14 protein-coding genes are annotated in these 14,195 nt (G+C 42.1%); 9 read left to right on the top strand and 5 right to left on the bottom strand.

Annotation, left to right across the window (positions count from 1 at the left end; all coding sequences use genetic code 11):
• Nucleotides 1-214 precede the first annotated feature (214 nt).
• A complete protein-coding gene (gene metK / locus DRZ93_RS07880) occupies nt 215-1,363 on the bottom strand; it encodes a methionine adenosyltransferase (protein WP_113744049.1) in 1,149 nt (382 codons plus the stop codon).
• A 638-nt stretch (nt 1,364-2,001) separates the two neighbouring features.
• On the opposite strand from metK, the gene DRZ93_RS07875 reads away from it, so the two are divergent.
• The 9 genes from DRZ93_RS07875 (at nt 2,002) to DRZ93_RS07835 (ending at nt 9,530) form a co-directional block, all read left to right on the top strand.
• Nucleotides 2,002-3,687 (top strand): flagellar hook-length control protein FliK, encoded by a 1,686-nt coding sequence (locus tag DRZ93_RS07875; protein ID WP_113746264.1) that lies wholly within the window; start codon nt 2,002-2,004, stop codon nt 3,685-3,687.
• Between the two features lie 369 nt (nt 3,688-4,056).
• Entirely contained in the window at nt 4,057-4,617 is a 561-nt protein-coding gene (locus tag DRZ93_RS07870) for a flagellar basal body-associated FliL family protein (protein ID WP_113744051.1), read from the top strand.
• 9 nt (nt 4,618-4,626) lie between these two features.
• A complete protein-coding gene (fliM, locus tag DRZ93_RS07865) occupies nt 4,627-5,670 on the top strand; it encodes a flagellar motor switch protein FliM (RefSeq protein ID WP_113744052.1) in 1,044 nt (347 codons plus the stop codon).
• Nucleotides 5,671-5,685: 15 nt separating this feature from the next.
• Nucleotides 5,686-6,105, top strand: a complete 420-nt coding sequence (fliN, locus tag DRZ93_RS07860) for a flagellar motor switch protein FliN (RefSeq protein ID WP_113744053.1) — start codon at nt 5,686-5,688, stop codon at nt 6,103-6,105.
• The gene (locus DRZ93_RS07855) at nt 6,105-6,575 is read left to right on the top strand and encodes a FliO/MopB family protein (protein WP_113744054.1); all 471 of its coding nucleotides are present in this window, start codon (nt 6,105-6,107) and stop codon (nt 6,573-6,575) included. The genes fliN and DRZ93_RS07855 overlap by 1 nt, the downstream gene beginning before the upstream one ends.
• A 94-nt stretch (nt 6,576-6,669) precedes the next feature.
• Nucleotides 6,670-7,380, top strand: coding sequence for a flagellar type III secretion system pore protein FliP (gene fliP / locus DRZ93_RS07850; RefSeq protein ID WP_113745082.1), 711 nt, complete (start codon nt 6,670-6,672; stop codon nt 7,378-7,380).
• Nucleotides 7,381-7,391: 11 nt separating this feature from the next.
• Nucleotides 7,392-7,661, top strand: a complete 270-nt coding sequence (gene fliQ, locus DRZ93_RS07845) for a flagellar biosynthesis protein FliQ (protein ID WP_113744055.1) — start codon at nt 7,392-7,394, stop codon at nt 7,659-7,661.
• 1 nt (nt 7,662) lies between these two features.
• Nucleotides 7,663-8,457 carry a flagellar biosynthetic protein FliR gene (gene fliR / locus DRZ93_RS07840; RefSeq protein WP_113744056.1) on the top strand — a complete coding sequence of 265 codons (795 nt, stop codon included), beginning with the start codon at nt 7,663-7,665 and terminating at the stop codon, nt 8,455-8,457.
• Nucleotides 8,458-8,612: 155 nt separating this feature from the next.
• Nucleotides 8,613-9,530 carry a flagellin N-terminal helical domain-containing protein gene (locus DRZ93_RS07835; RefSeq protein ID WP_113746263.1) on the top strand — a complete coding sequence of 306 codons (918 nt, stop codon included), beginning with the start codon at nt 8,613-8,615 and terminating at the stop codon, nt 9,528-9,530.
• A 563-nt stretch (nt 9,531-10,093) separates the two neighbouring features.
• Here the strand turns inward: DRZ93_RS07835 and DRZ93_RS07830 are convergent.
• From DRZ93_RS07830 to DRZ93_RS07815, 4 genes are read right to left on the bottom strand one after another with little or no spacing between them, the layout of a single operon-like run.
• Nucleotides 10,094-10,999 (bottom strand): flagellin N-terminal helical domain-containing protein, encoded by a 906-nt coding sequence (locus tag DRZ93_RS07830; RefSeq protein ID WP_113744058.1) that lies wholly within the window; start codon nt 10,997-10,999, stop codon nt 10,094-10,096.
• A gap of 38 nt (nt 11,000-11,037) precedes the next feature.
• Nucleotides 11,038-11,964, bottom strand: a complete 927-nt coding sequence (locus DRZ93_RS07825; RefSeq protein WP_113746262.1) for a flagellin N-terminal helical domain-containing protein — start codon at nt 11,962-11,964, stop codon at nt 11,038-11,040.
• 38 nt (nt 11,965-12,002) lie between these two features.
• Nucleotides 12,003-12,914: a flagellin N-terminal helical domain-containing protein gene (locus DRZ93_RS07820; protein ID WP_113744060.1), complete on the bottom strand. Its 912-nt coding sequence runs from the start codon at nt 12,912-12,914 to the stop codon at nt 12,003-12,005.
• Between the two features lie 38 nt (nt 12,915-12,952).
• The gene (locus tag DRZ93_RS07815) at nt 12,953-13,876 is read right to left on the bottom strand and encodes a flagellin N-terminal helical domain-containing protein (RefSeq protein WP_113744061.1); all 924 of its coding nucleotides are present in this window, start codon (nt 13,874-13,876) and stop codon (nt 12,953-12,955) included.
• Nucleotides 13,877-14,195: the final 319 nt, after the last annotated feature.

Raw genomic sequence — 14,195 nt, 5'->3', positions numbered from 1 at the left:
ATTTCATTTTTATAAATGGATTATAAATAGGTTTGCTAGAAATTTTGTCTTGAAGCTACACATACTTAAGTTTGGTAAAAAGTAGGGTAATAACAAAAAATTTATGGTTAAAACGGCAATTTCAGATATGTAAAGCACTTGGCTTTCATGGGTAAAAAAAAGGGCGCCTTTTTAATATCGGCGCCCTTATATAAAGGAGTTAAGTATTTAAAAGCTAACTTAGAGCCTGCTTTAAATCTTCAACCTTGTCGGTTCTCTCCCATGGGAATTCATCACGACCAAAGTGGCCATAGGCTGCAGTCTTGAAGTAGATTGGCTTTTCAAGATCAAGCATTCTGATAAGGCCGTAAGGTCTTAAATCAAATACCTCATTGACAACATCGGCAATTTTATTGTCATCAACTGTACCGGTGCCAAAGGTATTGACAGCAATTGATACAGGCTTGGCCACACCGATTGCATATGAAACCTGGATTTCACACTCTTTGGCAAGACCTGCTGCTACAATGTTCTTGGCAACATAGCGGGCAGCATAGGCTGCAGATCTGTCAACTTTTGAAGGATCCTTGCCGGAGAATGCACCACCGCCGTGACGGGCAGCGCCACCGTAAGTATCAACAATAATCTTACGACCGGTAAGACCGCAGTCACCTACAGGGCCACCGATAACAAAACGTCCTGTTGGATTGATAAAGTATTTGGTCTTATCTGTGAGCATGGCATTTGGAATAACCTTCTTGATGATTTCTTCCTGAACGCCTTCTATTACAGATGAAAGTGAAACATCTGGACTGTGCTGTGTTGATAGAACTACAGTATCAACATAATCTATAGAACCGTCATCCTTATAGGCAAAAGTGATCTGGCTCTTGGCATCTGGACGCAGCCAAGGGAGAAGACCTAATCTGCGCACCTCTGACTGTCTTTTTACAAGCAGGTGGGCATAGGTAATTGCTGCAGGCATAAAGACAGCTGTCTCAGAGCAGGCATAGCCAAACATCAGGCCCTGATCACCTGCGCCCTGATCTTCGCTCTTTGATCTGTCTACACCCTGATTGATATCAGGAGACTGTTTGCCAAGTGCATTTAAAAATGCACAGTAGTGACCATCAAAACCAACCTCGGTTGAGTTATAGCCTATGTCGCATACAGTTTTTCTTACGACAGACTCAAGATCAACATTTGCTGTGGTGGTAACTTCACCGGCAAGCACAACCATACCTGTCTTGACTAGAGTCTCGCAGGCTACGCGGGCTTTTGGATCCTGGGCAATGATGGCATCTAATACAGCATCAGAAATTTGATCTGCAACTTTATCTGGATGACCTTCTGAAACAGATTCAGAAGTAAATAAACGTGACATGTTTTACTCTCTTTTTTATTTTTAGCACATTAAAGCAAAAAATCGCCTCAGACATATGCTGAATAACTACAAAAAATCAAATCCATTATACTGTAAAGTAGCGTACAAATCTCTTTAACTTGCAAAAATTAGTCACAGCCTTCTGACGTAGGTAAATCTATATAAGGCCGATAGAATGTGCCTTGTGGCAAAAAAACACGATATAAACTGGCTTTGTAAAGATTGTATGCTGTAATGCCGGGGCTTTGCTTTAAATTGGGAATAGCAGCCACATATATAAGTATTGATGTGATGAGTTTTAATTGCCATGAGATAAGAGCTCTTATAAATAAAGATAGGAGCTTTGAGCATAGTGCAAACACCTGTGGCAATATCAAAGCTCTAAGGGCTTTGCAGACAATGCTTAAGTCTTATGCTCTTTTGGTAAATAAGTGCATGGCAAATACAGGATATAAGTTATAGTGGCTAAAGAACATAAAAGCGCTGAGATACAAGCTTTAGCATTGCTTTTATATCTAAAAAATTAAAAGTGGTACAGCATTTGCAAAGATACAAGCATACGGCAAATAAATATAATTTTTTATAGACAGTAATTGCCTGATTTATAAAGAATTATTATGAATAAATGAGGTAGCAATATGCAAGTTTCATATGCTAATGATGTAAGAGACAACTCAAGTGTTGCCACATACGGCAAATTTGAGCAAAAAGAGAGTAGCAGAGGCAAAGGTGACCTGTTCAGTTCCATACTGCAGGGCATGAATGCCAGTGCTATGGCTTTTAATGATAAGACATCTTCTTTTGTCGGCAATATAAGTTCAAACTCTATAAATGCCTTAAAGCAGAGTGTATCTAAAAGTCAGATGCTAAAAGACAGACCTGTTAACAGAGGTAATGACTTTACCAAGGTAGACAGGAATGATGGCAAGGTCCAGGCTACAGATAAAGATAACAACAAGGTTTCAGATTTAGAAAAGACACAGGAATCTTCTCAGAATCGGGAGGACATGTCCGATACTGCTATAGCCCTTGCAACTCTTACTGCAGGTGCTTTAGGTCAGTTAAAGGATAATGTTGCAGCAGAGCAGCAGAATGCTCAGAATGGAAGCTGTGTCTTTACCAAGGAGTCTCAGGCTACAGCTGGCGCTGCAGTTTTAAATACTGATGGTACAGAGCAGGGTGAGATGGTAGCAGATAAGACTGTCAATGCCTTTGCAGAGATTCCATCTGATGACAGCGAAACTGCTGAGATTGATGCTGATCTTATCGACAGACTGGTAAAGACCAAGGATACAGCCAAGACTGATAGCTCTTTTGTAAAGCGCGAGACAGTAAAGGCTATAGATGAGATGGCAAAAACAGCCAATGTCTCAAAGATTTCTCTTGAGGATATAAAGGGAGCGTCAGCACACATCAAGGCATCAGATACTGCCTTTAGTGATGATCTGACTTTAATTGAGAAGTCTATGGCTCAGACTTTAGGTCTTGACAAGATGTATAGCAAATCTTTCCAGGAAAATGCCATGAAAGATCGCATACATACAACCTTAGGTTCTGTTGCATCTAATAATCCAACATCACAGAGTGTTATTATCTCTCAGGCTTTAAACACCTTAAAGATGAGTGTTTTAAAGTCACAGAGTACACTCTCTGAAAGATTTAGCAATGTTTCACTTGAGAGTGCCAATACATTAGTAACATCTGCATTAAAGACCTCTGCATTTAATATGCAAAACGGTTCTGCAAATTCACAGTCTGGCGAGGGCTCATCATTCTTCAACAGCTTTGCCCAGTCTGGACTTGTAAAGAATGGTATTGAGTCAAATCAGCTTCAAAAAGGTAAAGAGACATTCTCTTCAATGCACCTTGGTGACAATGCCAAAGCCAATGCCGAGGAAATTGCCTCGAAGGTTATGGCCATGGCTGCACGTAACATGAAGCAGATGGTCATTGACCTAAATCCGCAGAATCTTGGCAAAATGCAGATCAGGATTGCTCTTAACGAGTCACAGGAGGCAGGAATGGTCTCCATGTCAGCCACATCAGCTCAGACAAGAGAGCTGCTTGAGGGCAGCATTGGACGTCTGCGTGACATTCTGATGCAGAGCGGTATTGCTACAGATACTTCTGTTCATGAGCTTGCCGACAATGCAGGTTCATCATCAGATGGTGCCTTTGCCCAGGATCAGGGCTCAGGTCAGCAAAGAGATCAGGGTTTTGATTTCATCTTTGGCAATGCTGAAGAAGAAAATGCCGAGACAGAGTCAGAGCAGGTTGCAATGAGCAATGCTCTAAATGACGGCAGATTACACTTGTTTGCATAAAAACACATTATTTAGCTCTTATATAAAAGGCCGCAGTAAAAATGCGGTCTTTTTTTTACATAAAAAGTAAAAAAAGGTTTATAGTTTGTTAATGTTGCCTTATTATGTTGCTGCAAAAAGGCATATTAGTCTTAATTTGCACCAGAAACCTAAAAAGTGTTAAATGGTGTAAAATTTTATAGCACAAAAGTAATAGTGGCATATAGTTTGCAATGTGCACATTGTCATGATTTATATGTAAATAATTTGACACATTTTGTTCAAAACATACAATATAAATTATTGACACTCAGCTTAAAGCTAAGCTGCAGGCACTTTTACAGGTGCAACTAACTTAGATTTTGAATAACAACTCAAAGCAGGTGAAATATGGCTGGTAGAGATGACGACGATGATGATGTAGAAATCAAAGACGAAAACGGCAGTAAAAGAAAAAAGAAGATTATAATTATCGTTGCTGCAGTTTTTGCTCTTTTAATAGTTGCTGGCGGTGGTTACCTTGGCTATGCCTACTTAAAGAACCTGCCTCCATTTGAACCTGCAGGTCCTACACCTGAGGAAATTGCCATGGAAAAGGCAGCTCAGGAGGCCGCCCTGCGTGAGCAGATTAAAGATGTATTTATCAAGTTTGACTCAGGTTTCACCTTCAATCTAAAGGATCAGAGGGGCCGTCCTCATGTACTGCAGCTTGATATTGTGCTACTTACAGTAGGACAGGAGAATGCCGATCTGTGTACCAAGCATCTGGCTTTAACCGGTTCTGTTATTGATTCTGTAGTAAGTGCTCAGACCTATGAGAGTCTGACTGCTCCTACAGGCAGACAGAGATTAAAGGATCTGCTTTTAGAGGCAGTGCGTTCCAAGATGTCTGGTGTAACAAATCGTGTGGTTGTAGATCAGATTCTGTTTACTAACTTTGTATTGCAGTAGGGGTTATTTGTGACCGATTTTCTGACACAGGATGAGATCGATGCCCTGTTGCACGGGGCAGATGATGTAGAGCCTGAAAAGGTCGAAGAAGAAGCTGGTGTTAAGGCTTTTGACTTTGGTTCGCAGGAGCGTATTGTCCGTGGACGTATGCCTACCCTCGAGCTGGTTGATGAGCGTTTTGCCCGTCATATGCGCATCTCACTGTTCAACATGATGCGACATAGTGCCGAGGTGACCTGGATTGGTGTAAAGATGATTAAGTTTGGTGAGTATGTACAGTCTCTGTACGTTCCTACCTCTCTTAACATGGTGCGTTTCCGTCCGCTCAAAGGTACTGCGCTTATTACTCTTGAGGCCCGCCTTGTATTTATTCTTGTAGAGAATTTCTTTGGCGGCGAGGGTAGATTCAGAGCCAAGATTGAAGGTCGTGAGTTTACACCAACTGAAAGACGTATTATTCAAAAGCTCCTGAAAATGGTTTTTGAAGACTACAAGGAAGCCTGGGCTCCGGTTATGGACGTAGAGTTTGAATACCTCGATCACGAGGTTAACCCAGCCATGGCCAATATTGTAAGCCCATCTGAGGTGCTTGTAGTAAACCATTTCCATATCGATCTTGATGGTGGCGGCGGTGACATGCACATTGCCTTCCCTTACTCAATGATTGAGCCTATCAGAGAGCTTTTAGATGCCGGCGTGCAGTCCGACAAGGGCGACACCGATGTGCGCTGGAACCGTGCTCTGCGTGAAGAGGTCATGGATGTCAATGTTGATATGCGCGTCAAGCTGCTTGATACTGACCTGACTCTGCGCGAGATAATGGATTTTAAAGAGGGCGATGTTCTGCGCATTGATATGCCTGAGGATCTGTTAGTTTATATTGAGGATCTTCCTTCATATCATGCCAAGTTAGGTCGTACCAAAGAGAAACTGGCAATTAAGATTTCAGATGTTCTAAAACGTCCGCAGTCTATGAAGAGCGATATTTCATTCCTTAAGGGCGCTGTCTCATTTGATGACGATGATGAATTAGAAGAGTTTGATGACGATTAATTTAAGGAGATAACAATGTCAGATGATCAGAAATTAGCCGATGACTGGGCTGCCGCCCTTGATGATCAACACGGCAATGCTATACCTGATGATCTTAACAAGGCTGAAAATGCTGAGCTTGAGCATTTTGCCGAAGGTGGCGCCGCATCAAAGGCTCCACTTTCACGTGAGGAGAGAAAGAAGCTTGACGCTATTTTAGATATACCTGTAACCATTACTATGGAAGTAGGTCACGCTAAAATCTCCATACGCAATCTTTTACAGCTCAATCAGGGCTCAGTAATTGAGCTTGAGCGTCTGGCCGGTGAGCCTCTTGATGTGCTGGTTAACGGTACACTTATTGCCCACGGCGAGGTTGTGGTAGTTAACGATAAGTTTGGTATCAGACTTACAGACGTTATCAGCCAGGTTGAGCGCATTAAGAAGCTGCGTTAATGAAATATTTATATATAGTTGTAGGCGCATTGCTGCCTACAATATCTTTAGCCTCTCAAAGTGGTGAAGATACTCTTAAAAACAGCTCTGTTATGACAACACAGGGACTGCTTAACTGGGTACTTTCCACTTTTGCCGTTTTAGGCATCATACTGGTTGTTGCCTATGTCCTTAAAAAAGTACGTTTTATGCCCTCAGCTACAAAGGGTATAAATATTGTCTCACAGGTCTCTGTAGGTCCTAAAGAGCGCGTGCTGCAGTTAAAGCTTGCTGATGACAGACAGATCCTGATAGGTGTTACTGCACACAATGTCAATTTTCTGTGTGAACTCAACAGCAGTGAAATGAAAGGCGATAAAGGCAATGTCAAAAGTGCCAAGGAAACCTTTGAGAGCATTATGAATGAGCAGACCCAAACTGCTCATAAAAAGGAAAGCCCTGAGAGTTCAAAGAATGATGCAGAGCACTGATATTACAGGTTTAAAAGCAAAACTTGAGCGACATAAAAGAACATTTTTTATATCCTCAACTTTAAGTCTTTTGCTTTTTGCAATTTTGTATTTTATGTCTGATGTAAAGGCGGCAGATCTTGATATGACTGCCTTTACCGTCAAGACCAATCCAGATGGCACACAGGATTACTCAATCTCCATTCAGGTTGTAATCCTGATGACGCTTTTGACCTTCTTGCCGTCAATCATCATTATGATGACGTCATTTACCCGTATTATTGTGGTACTGGCAATTCTTCGTCAGGCTCTAGGTCTGCAGTCAAGCCCATCCAATCAGATTTTAATCGGTTTAACTCTGTTCCTGTCTCTTTATATCATGGCTCCAGTCTTTGACGAGATCTATGAGGAGGCTATTGTTCCTTATGCCAATGAGGAGATACAGGCCCGAGATGCTCTGGTTCTGATGCAAAAGCCTATGCATCGCTTTATGCTGGCGCAGACACGTATGAGTGACCTCAATGCTTTTGCCGAGTATGCAAATGTTAAGGTGGACAATCTGCAGGAAATGCCGCTGCGTGTGCTCATTCCTGCCTTTATGGTAAGTGAGCTAAAGACAGCTTTTCAGATTGGCTTTATGCTCTTTTTGCCGTTTTTGATTATTGACCTTGTAGTAGCATCCATTCTCATGGCCATGGGTATGATGATGCTCTCGCCTATGATCGTATCGCTGCCGTTTAAACTCATGCTCTTTGTGCTGGTTGACGGCTGGTCACTGATTATGGGAACGCTGGTGTCGAGTTACGGCATAGGTGTGCCTTTGTAAAGGAGTAATCTATGGAGCCAGAGGTCTTTGTCGATGTGGTAAGAAGTGCTTTGACACTAGTTGCTATTTTAGTGTGCGCTTCTATTATTCCATCACTTGTTGTTGGTCTTATAGTCTCTATTTTCCAGGCGGCTACATCTATCAACGAACAGACGCTCTCATTCCTGCCGCGTCTTATTGTTACGGTGCTGGCACTGATTTTAGGTGCCCACTGGGGTCTTGAGAAGATGATGTCATTTTTCAAAGAAATGATACATCTTATTCCTCAGGTAATAGGCTAGTATGAACTTTTTAGAACCACTTGCTCTTGAGTCAGTCTCATCAATTGTCTGGCCTTTATGCCGCATAGGCGGCTTTTTAATGGCCATGTTTGCAATTGGCGGTGGTACTATTCCTACACGTGTCAGAGCCTTGTTCACTCTGGCTATGACAGTGTGCATGCTGCCATCAATTCCCAAAGTTGATCCAAGCCTGCAGCCTTTTACAGTATTGGGTATTGTTACAACTATCAATCAGGTCATAATTGGCGTAGGAATAGGTCTTATGACGCAGTTTCTGGCCCAGGCTTTTGTTATTGCAGGTCAGATTGTAGCAATGCAGACAGGTCTTGGCTTTGCCTCACTGGTAGATCCTGTATCTGGTACCAATGCTCCTGTTGTAGGACAGTTTTTCACAGTTCTTGTAACTCTCGTCTTCTTTGCTGTGGATGGGCATCTTTTATTTTTCAGATTGCTGCTCATGTCTTTTGAGACTATGCCAATAGGTCCTGAGAGCTTTGATACTCTGCATCTGCGCGAGCTTATAAGCTTTGGTACAGTTATGTTTCAATGTGCCATTGCCATGTCAATCAGCGCTATCTGTACCATGCTTGTGGTGAACTTTACCTTTGGTGTTATGACCAAGGCAGCTCCTCAGCTTAACGTATTCTCAATGGGCTTTGCTGTAAGTATGATTGTAGGATTCTTTGTGCTGGTGCTGGCACTTGATGCCTTTATGGGTAATTTCTACATTGCTCTTAATGCTATTTCAGAAAGAACCTGCTCCTTAATAGGCACAAGCTGCGAAGGTCCGTATTAATATTTTAAGATCCTCTCTTTTTGGCTGCAGTAGTTTGACTGCAGCGCAATATCAAAGAAAATATTTCATAAAATAAATATAAAAAATATTAAAGTTGCTATTTTGATAGCCGTTAATTAAACATTCAACAAACAGAATTCATTTGGAGGCTAATTATGGCACTTTTTGTAAATACCAACGTTTCATCAATTAATGGTCAGCGCAACCTTACCAATGCTACTAATAATCTCAATACTACATATCAGAGATTATCATCAGGTATGCGCATTAACTCTGCAAAAGATGATGCCGCCGGCCTTCAGATTTCAGATCGTTTAACCTCACAGATCAATGGTTTAAATCAGGGCAACCGCAACACCAATGATGGCATAGCTTTAGCTCAGACAGCCGAAGGCGCCATGGATGAAATGACCACTATGCTGCAGCGTATTCGTACTCTTGCAGTGCAGTCTGCCAACGGTACCAATAACGCCAAGGATCGTGATGCTTTGCAGCAGGAAGTAACACAGCTGTCTAATGAGATTACCCGTATTGCCTGTCAGACCAAGTTTGGTGGTGAGCAGATTCTGGCAGCTGGTAAGACAGGTGCTCTTATAAATACAAAAGGTATTGTGTCAATTCAGGTTGGAGCTTATCAGGGAGATAAGCTTGAGATGACATTTTACAGTAACGGCTTTACTTTAATGGGAATAGCCTCTAAAGCAGGTTCTAAAGTAGCAGCCGATGCAACAGCATCAACAAGTGGTCTAGCTGGAGCAGCAGGTTCTGAAAGATTTACAGTATCTGCTCAATCTTTAGCTACACTTACAATTGCAACAGTTGATTTGTTAATTGACACTGTAGATAAGCAGCGCGCTCACTTAGGTGCTATGCAGAACCGTATGGAATCATCAATCCGCAATCAGTCAAATGTTTCCATGAACGTATCTGATGCCCGTGCACGTATCCGTGATACAGACTTTGCAGAAGAATCTGCCAAACTATCACAGCAGACCATTATTCAGCAGGCTGCAAGCTCAATGCTGACACAGGCCAACTCAAGACCACAGCTGGCTCTGTCACTGCTTGGCTAGTTTTAAACAATATTTGATATCCTCTGGGGGGCTAAATGCTCCCCTTTTTTATTGCAAAATTTATAAAGACAATAGCTTAATATAAAAGCAGTAATTATGTGCCACCGACATGTATTGGGACACAGGTTAATAAAGCCGGTTTTGTAAACTCTGACCTCATCTTAAGATCTGAAAATTGGAAATGTAAAGTGGAAATTATTTATAAAAAAACTTATGTTTAAGTTATTTGCACCAAAATTTCCACATTGCAAAAAATATCCCATTTTACCAAAAAAGAGAAATTTCCCATTTATCGAAGAATAAACCGCTATTATGGTTGGAGCATCTATACTATAAATTTATAGCAGTGACAGCAGTACTAAAAATTGGTTTAAAAGAATAGAGCTATTCAACGGTCATATATTTACGGGTTCTGCTACGGTATAAGATTGACTTTCTGGCTATGAAAGATATGTATAGTAGCTTAGATTTAAAATGAATGTGAACTGTAGGATATGAGGAGTTGGATTTAGAGTGAAATATCTGCGATCTTGTAGCAAGATCGCAGATACAATATTTAGGTATTAACCTCCAAGCAGGGACAGAGCCAGCTGAGGTCTGGTATTAGCCTGTGTCAGCATGGATGAGGCTGCCTGCTGAATGATGGTCTGCTGTGACAGTTTGGCAGATTCTTCGGCAAAGTCTGTATCACGAATACGTGATCTGGCATCAGATACGTTCATAGAGATATTGGACTGATTGCGTATGGTTGACTCCATACGATTTTGCATGGCACCTAAGTGAGCGCGCTGTTTGTCAATAACACCAACAAAGCTGTCAATCATGGTAATTGCAGCAGCTGCCAAAGACTGTGTGCTTACAGCTAATCTGTTAGTACCATCATTAACCAGTGCGGTATCATTAGCAGCCTTGATACCGGCAGAATCGGCAATTCCTGACAGGGTAAAGCCAAGGCTAAAGCCGGTCATCTTTAAGGTATCACCATTGTAGGCTCCAACCTGCAGAGTTATAACGCCACCAGACCCCAATAATGTGCCAGCTGCTGCTGTACCATTTAAAATTGAATTTCCACCAAATCTGGTCTGACATGCAATTCTTGTAATCTCATGTGACAGCTGAGTTACTTCCTGCTGAATGGCATCACGATCTTTTGTGTTGTTAGTGCCGTTGGCAGACTGTACTGCAAGAGTACGCATGCGTTGGAGCATGGTGGTCATTTCATCCATGGCGCCTTCAACAGTCTGGGCAAGAGCTATGCCATCGTTGGTATTGCGGTTACCCTGGTTTAAACCATTGATCTGTGAGGTTAAACGATCTGAGATCTGAAGTCCGGCAGCGTCATCTTTTGCAGAGTTGATGCGAAGACCTGAAGATAATCTCTGATAGGTAGTATTTAAATTATTGGTAGCGTTAGTTAAATTGCGCTGGCCATTAATTGAAGATACGTTAGTATTTACAAAAAGTGCCATTTTTAAATTCCTTTAAAATATCGCATCGTTAAACACAATTAGCCAAGCAGGGACAGAGCCAGCTGTGGTCGGGTGTTAGCCTGTGTAAGCATAGAGCTTGCAGCCTGCTGAATAATGGTCTGCTGTGAGAGTTTGGCTGACTCTTCGGCAAAGTCTGTATCACGGATACGTGATCTGGCATCAGATACGTTCATAGAGATGTTGGACTGATTGCGTATAGTTGATTCCATGCGGTTTTGCATGGCACCTAAGTGGGCGCGTTGCTTGTCAATAACCTCAATCATCTTATCTACAGATGCAATAGCATCCATAGAGTCAGTTTGAGTTGAAATAGCAAAACGGGCGGCACCAGCTGCTGTCATGATTAAACCGTCTTTTGTTGCAGCTGCAGGTGTAAGACCAGCTTCCTTGGCGATACTACTTACAACAAAACCGCTTGAAAAGCCAGTCATCTTAAGTGTGTCACCATTATAAGCTCCAACCTGAAGCTGAATGCTACCATCAGTGGCAATAAGACCTTTCATGACGCCGGCCTGACCTGAGGCACCGGCAAGTACAACTTCACCACCAAAACGGGTCTGGCAGGCAATACGGGTAATTTCAGTTGAGAGCTGAGTTACTTCCTGCTGCAGGGCGTCACGATCCTTCTGATTATTGGTACCGTTTGATGACTGAACAGCAAGAGTACGAATGCGCTGGAGCATGGTGGTCATTTCATCCATAGCGCCTTCAACTGTCTGGGCAAGAGCTATGCCATCGTTGGTATTGCGGTTACCCTGATTTAAACCATTGATCTGTGAGGTTAAACGATCTGAGATCTGAAGACCTGCGGCATCATCTTTGGCTGAGTTGATGCGCATGCCAGATGATAATCTCTGATAGGTTGTGTTTAAATTGTTGGTAGCGTTGGTTAAATTACGCTGGCCATTAATTGAAGATACGTTAGTATTTACAAAAAGTGCCATTTTTAAATTCCTTTAAAATATCGCATCATTAAAAACTGTTAGCCAAGCAGGGACAGAGCCAGCTGCGGTCTGGTGTTGGCCTGGGTAAGCATAGAGCTTGCAGCCTGCTGAATAATGGTCTGTTGAGAGAGTTTGGCTGACTCTTCGGCAAAATCTGTATCACGGATACGTGATCTGGCATCAGATACGTTCATAGAGATATTGGACTGATTACGTATGGTTGATTCCATACGATTCTGCATGGCACCTAAGTGAGCGCGCTGCTTATCTACAGCCTGAATTAATTTATCTACACCAGAAATAGTATTTGCTGATACTGTCTGTGTACTTACAGAGAATCTAACAAGATCGCCGTCTTTTAATAAACCATCAGTATTTGCATCACCATTAATAGTTGCACCACCACCCTGTGAGGCAATACCAGATACTGTAAAGCCAAGAGAGAAGCCGGTCATGGTGAGGGTGTCACCATTATAGGCACCTACCTGAAGTTTAATAGTTCCTTCAGCACTGATTATGCCTTTATCTGCACCGGCTAGAACTAATTCACCACCAAAACGAGTCTGGCAGGCAATACGGGTTATTTCAGTTGAGAGCTGAGTTACTTCCTGCTGCAGGGCATCACGATCCTTCTGATTATTGGTACCGTTTGAAGCCTGTACTGCAAGAGTGCGAATACGCTGCAGCATGGTTGTCATTTCATCCATGGCGCCTTCAACTGTTTGGGCAAGAGCTATGCCATCGTTGGTATTGCGGTTACCCTGATTTAAACCATTGATCTGTGAGGTTAAACGATCTGAGATCTGAAGACCTGCGGCATCATCTTTAGCTGAGTTGATGCGCATGCCAGATGATAATCTCTGATAGGTTGTGTTTAAATTGTTGGTAGCGTTGGTTAAATTACGCTGGCCATTAATTGAAGATACGTTAGTATTTACAAAAAGTGCCATTTTTAAATTCCTTTAAAATATCGCATCATTAAAAACTGTTAGCCAAGCAGGGACAGAGCCAGCTGTGGTCTGGTGTTGGCCTGGGTAAGCATAGAGCTTGCAGCCTGCTGAATAATCGTCTGTTGAGAGAGTTTGGCTGACTCTTCGGCAAAATCTGTATCACGGATACGTGATCTGGCATCAGATACGTTCATAGAGATATTGGACTGATTACGTATGGTTGATTCCATACGATTCTGCATGGCACCTAAGTGAGCGCGCTGTTTATCTACAGCCTGAATTAATTTATCTACACCTGCGATGGTACTTGCAGATGTTGACTGCATACTTACTGAGAATCTTGCAATATTGCCCTCTACTAACAGACCTTCTGCGTTGGCGTCTGCTGCAATGGCTGCGCCATTGGCCTGAGAGGATATTCCTGATACAGTAAAGCCCTGTGAGAAGCCAGTCATGGTCAGGGTATCACCATTATAGGCACCTACTTGAATCATAATGGTACCAAGACTGGAAACAAGACCGCGTCTGTTATTACCATCTGTACCGTAGAGAACCTGCTCACCACCAAATCTTGTCTGCTCAGCAATACGAGAAATTTCAGTTGAGAGCTGAGTTACTTCCTGCTGCAGGGCATCACGGTCCTTTTGATTGTTGGTACCGTTGGCTGACTGTACTGCAAGAGTACGGATGCGCTGGAGCATGGTGGTCATTTCATCCATGGCGCCTTCAACTGTCTGGGCAAGGGCTATGCCATCGTTGGTATTGCGGTTACCCTGATTTAAACCATTGATCTGTGAGGTTAAACGATCGGAGATCTGCAGACCGGCGGCATCGTCTTTGGCTGAGTTGATGCGCATACCAGATGATAATCTCTGATAGGTAGTATTTAAATTATTGGTAGCGTTGGTTAAATTGCGCTGACCATTGATTGAAGAGACATTGGTATTAACAAAAAGTGCCATGTCATTCCCTCCTAATTAAAATATTATTTTTAATTACATATAGTGCCTGAGGAAATTGTTATCTTTTGCCATAGAAAAGGTGGCAAAAGGAAAAAATTGCCTCGAAAAAACTGGTTTTAAAAATAAAAGCAATTTATAGACCATATGTATTATATAGATGAAAAATAAGGTAATTTTGCTAAAAATTGGTAAAAAAAGAGGCAAATTAGGGGCAAAAAAAAGCCAGATATATAATCTGGCTTAAAAAATTAATTGGGATGAGATTACATCTAAAGTCTTTAAAAAATCTGCGATTTATCTGAAATCTAATACTTTGACC

The sequence above is a fragment of the Anaerobiospirillum thomasii genome (assembly GCF_900445255.1).
GTDB classification, from domain to species: Bacteria; Pseudomonadota; Gammaproteobacteria; order Enterobacterales; family Succinivibrionaceae; genus Anaerobiospirillum_A; species Anaerobiospirillum_A thomasii.
This window is presented reverse-complemented; position numbering and strand designations above follow the sequence as displayed.

Bases quoted from the DNA above. Each gene is read 5' to 3' on its own strand.
- metK (WP_113744049.1), bottom strand. From the start codon at position 1,363: ATGTCACGTTTATTTACTTCTGAATCTGTTTCAGAAGGTCATCCAGAT.
- DRZ93_RS07875 (WP_113746264.1), top strand. From the start codon at position 2,002: ATGCAAGTTTCATATGCTAATGATGTAAGAGACAACTCAAGTGTTGCC.
- DRZ93_RS07870 (WP_113744051.1), top strand. From the start codon at position 4,057: ATGGCTGGTAGAGATGACGACGATGATGATGTAGAAATCAAAGACGAA.
- fliN (WP_113744053.1), top strand. From the start codon at position 5,686: ATGTCAGATGATCAGAAATTAGCCGATGACTGGGCTGCCGCCCTTGAT.
- DRZ93_RS07855 (WP_113744054.1), top strand. From the start codon at position 6,105: ATGAAATATTTATATATAGTTGTAGGCGCATTGCTGCCTACAATATCT.
- fliP (WP_113745082.1), top strand. From the start codon at position 6,670: ATGTCTGATGTAAAGGCGGCAGATCTTGATATGACTGCCTTTACCGTC.
- fliQ (WP_113744055.1), top strand. From the start codon at position 7,392: ATGGAGCCAGAGGTCTTTGTCGATGTGGTAAGAAGTGCTTTGACACTA.
- fliR (WP_113744056.1), top strand. From the start codon at position 7,663: ATGAACTTTTTAGAACCACTTGCTCTTGAGTCAGTCTCATCAATTGTC.
- DRZ93_RS07835 (WP_113746263.1), top strand. From the start codon at position 8,613: ATGGCACTTTTTGTAAATACCAACGTTTCATCAATTAATGGTCAGCGC.
- DRZ93_RS07830 (WP_113744058.1), bottom strand. From the start codon at position 10,999: ATGGCACTTTTTGTAAATACTAACGTATCTTCAATTAATGGCCAGCGC.
- DRZ93_RS07825 (WP_113746262.1), bottom strand. From the start codon at position 11,964: ATGGCACTTTTTGTAAATACTAACGTATCTTCAATTAATGGCCAGCGT.
- DRZ93_RS07820 (WP_113744060.1), bottom strand. From the start codon at position 12,914: ATGGCACTTTTTGTAAATACTAACGTATCTTCAATTAATGGCCAGCGT.
- DRZ93_RS07815 (WP_113744061.1), bottom strand. From the start codon at position 13,876: ATGGCACTTTTTGTTAATACCAATGTCTCTTCAATCAATGGTCAGCGC.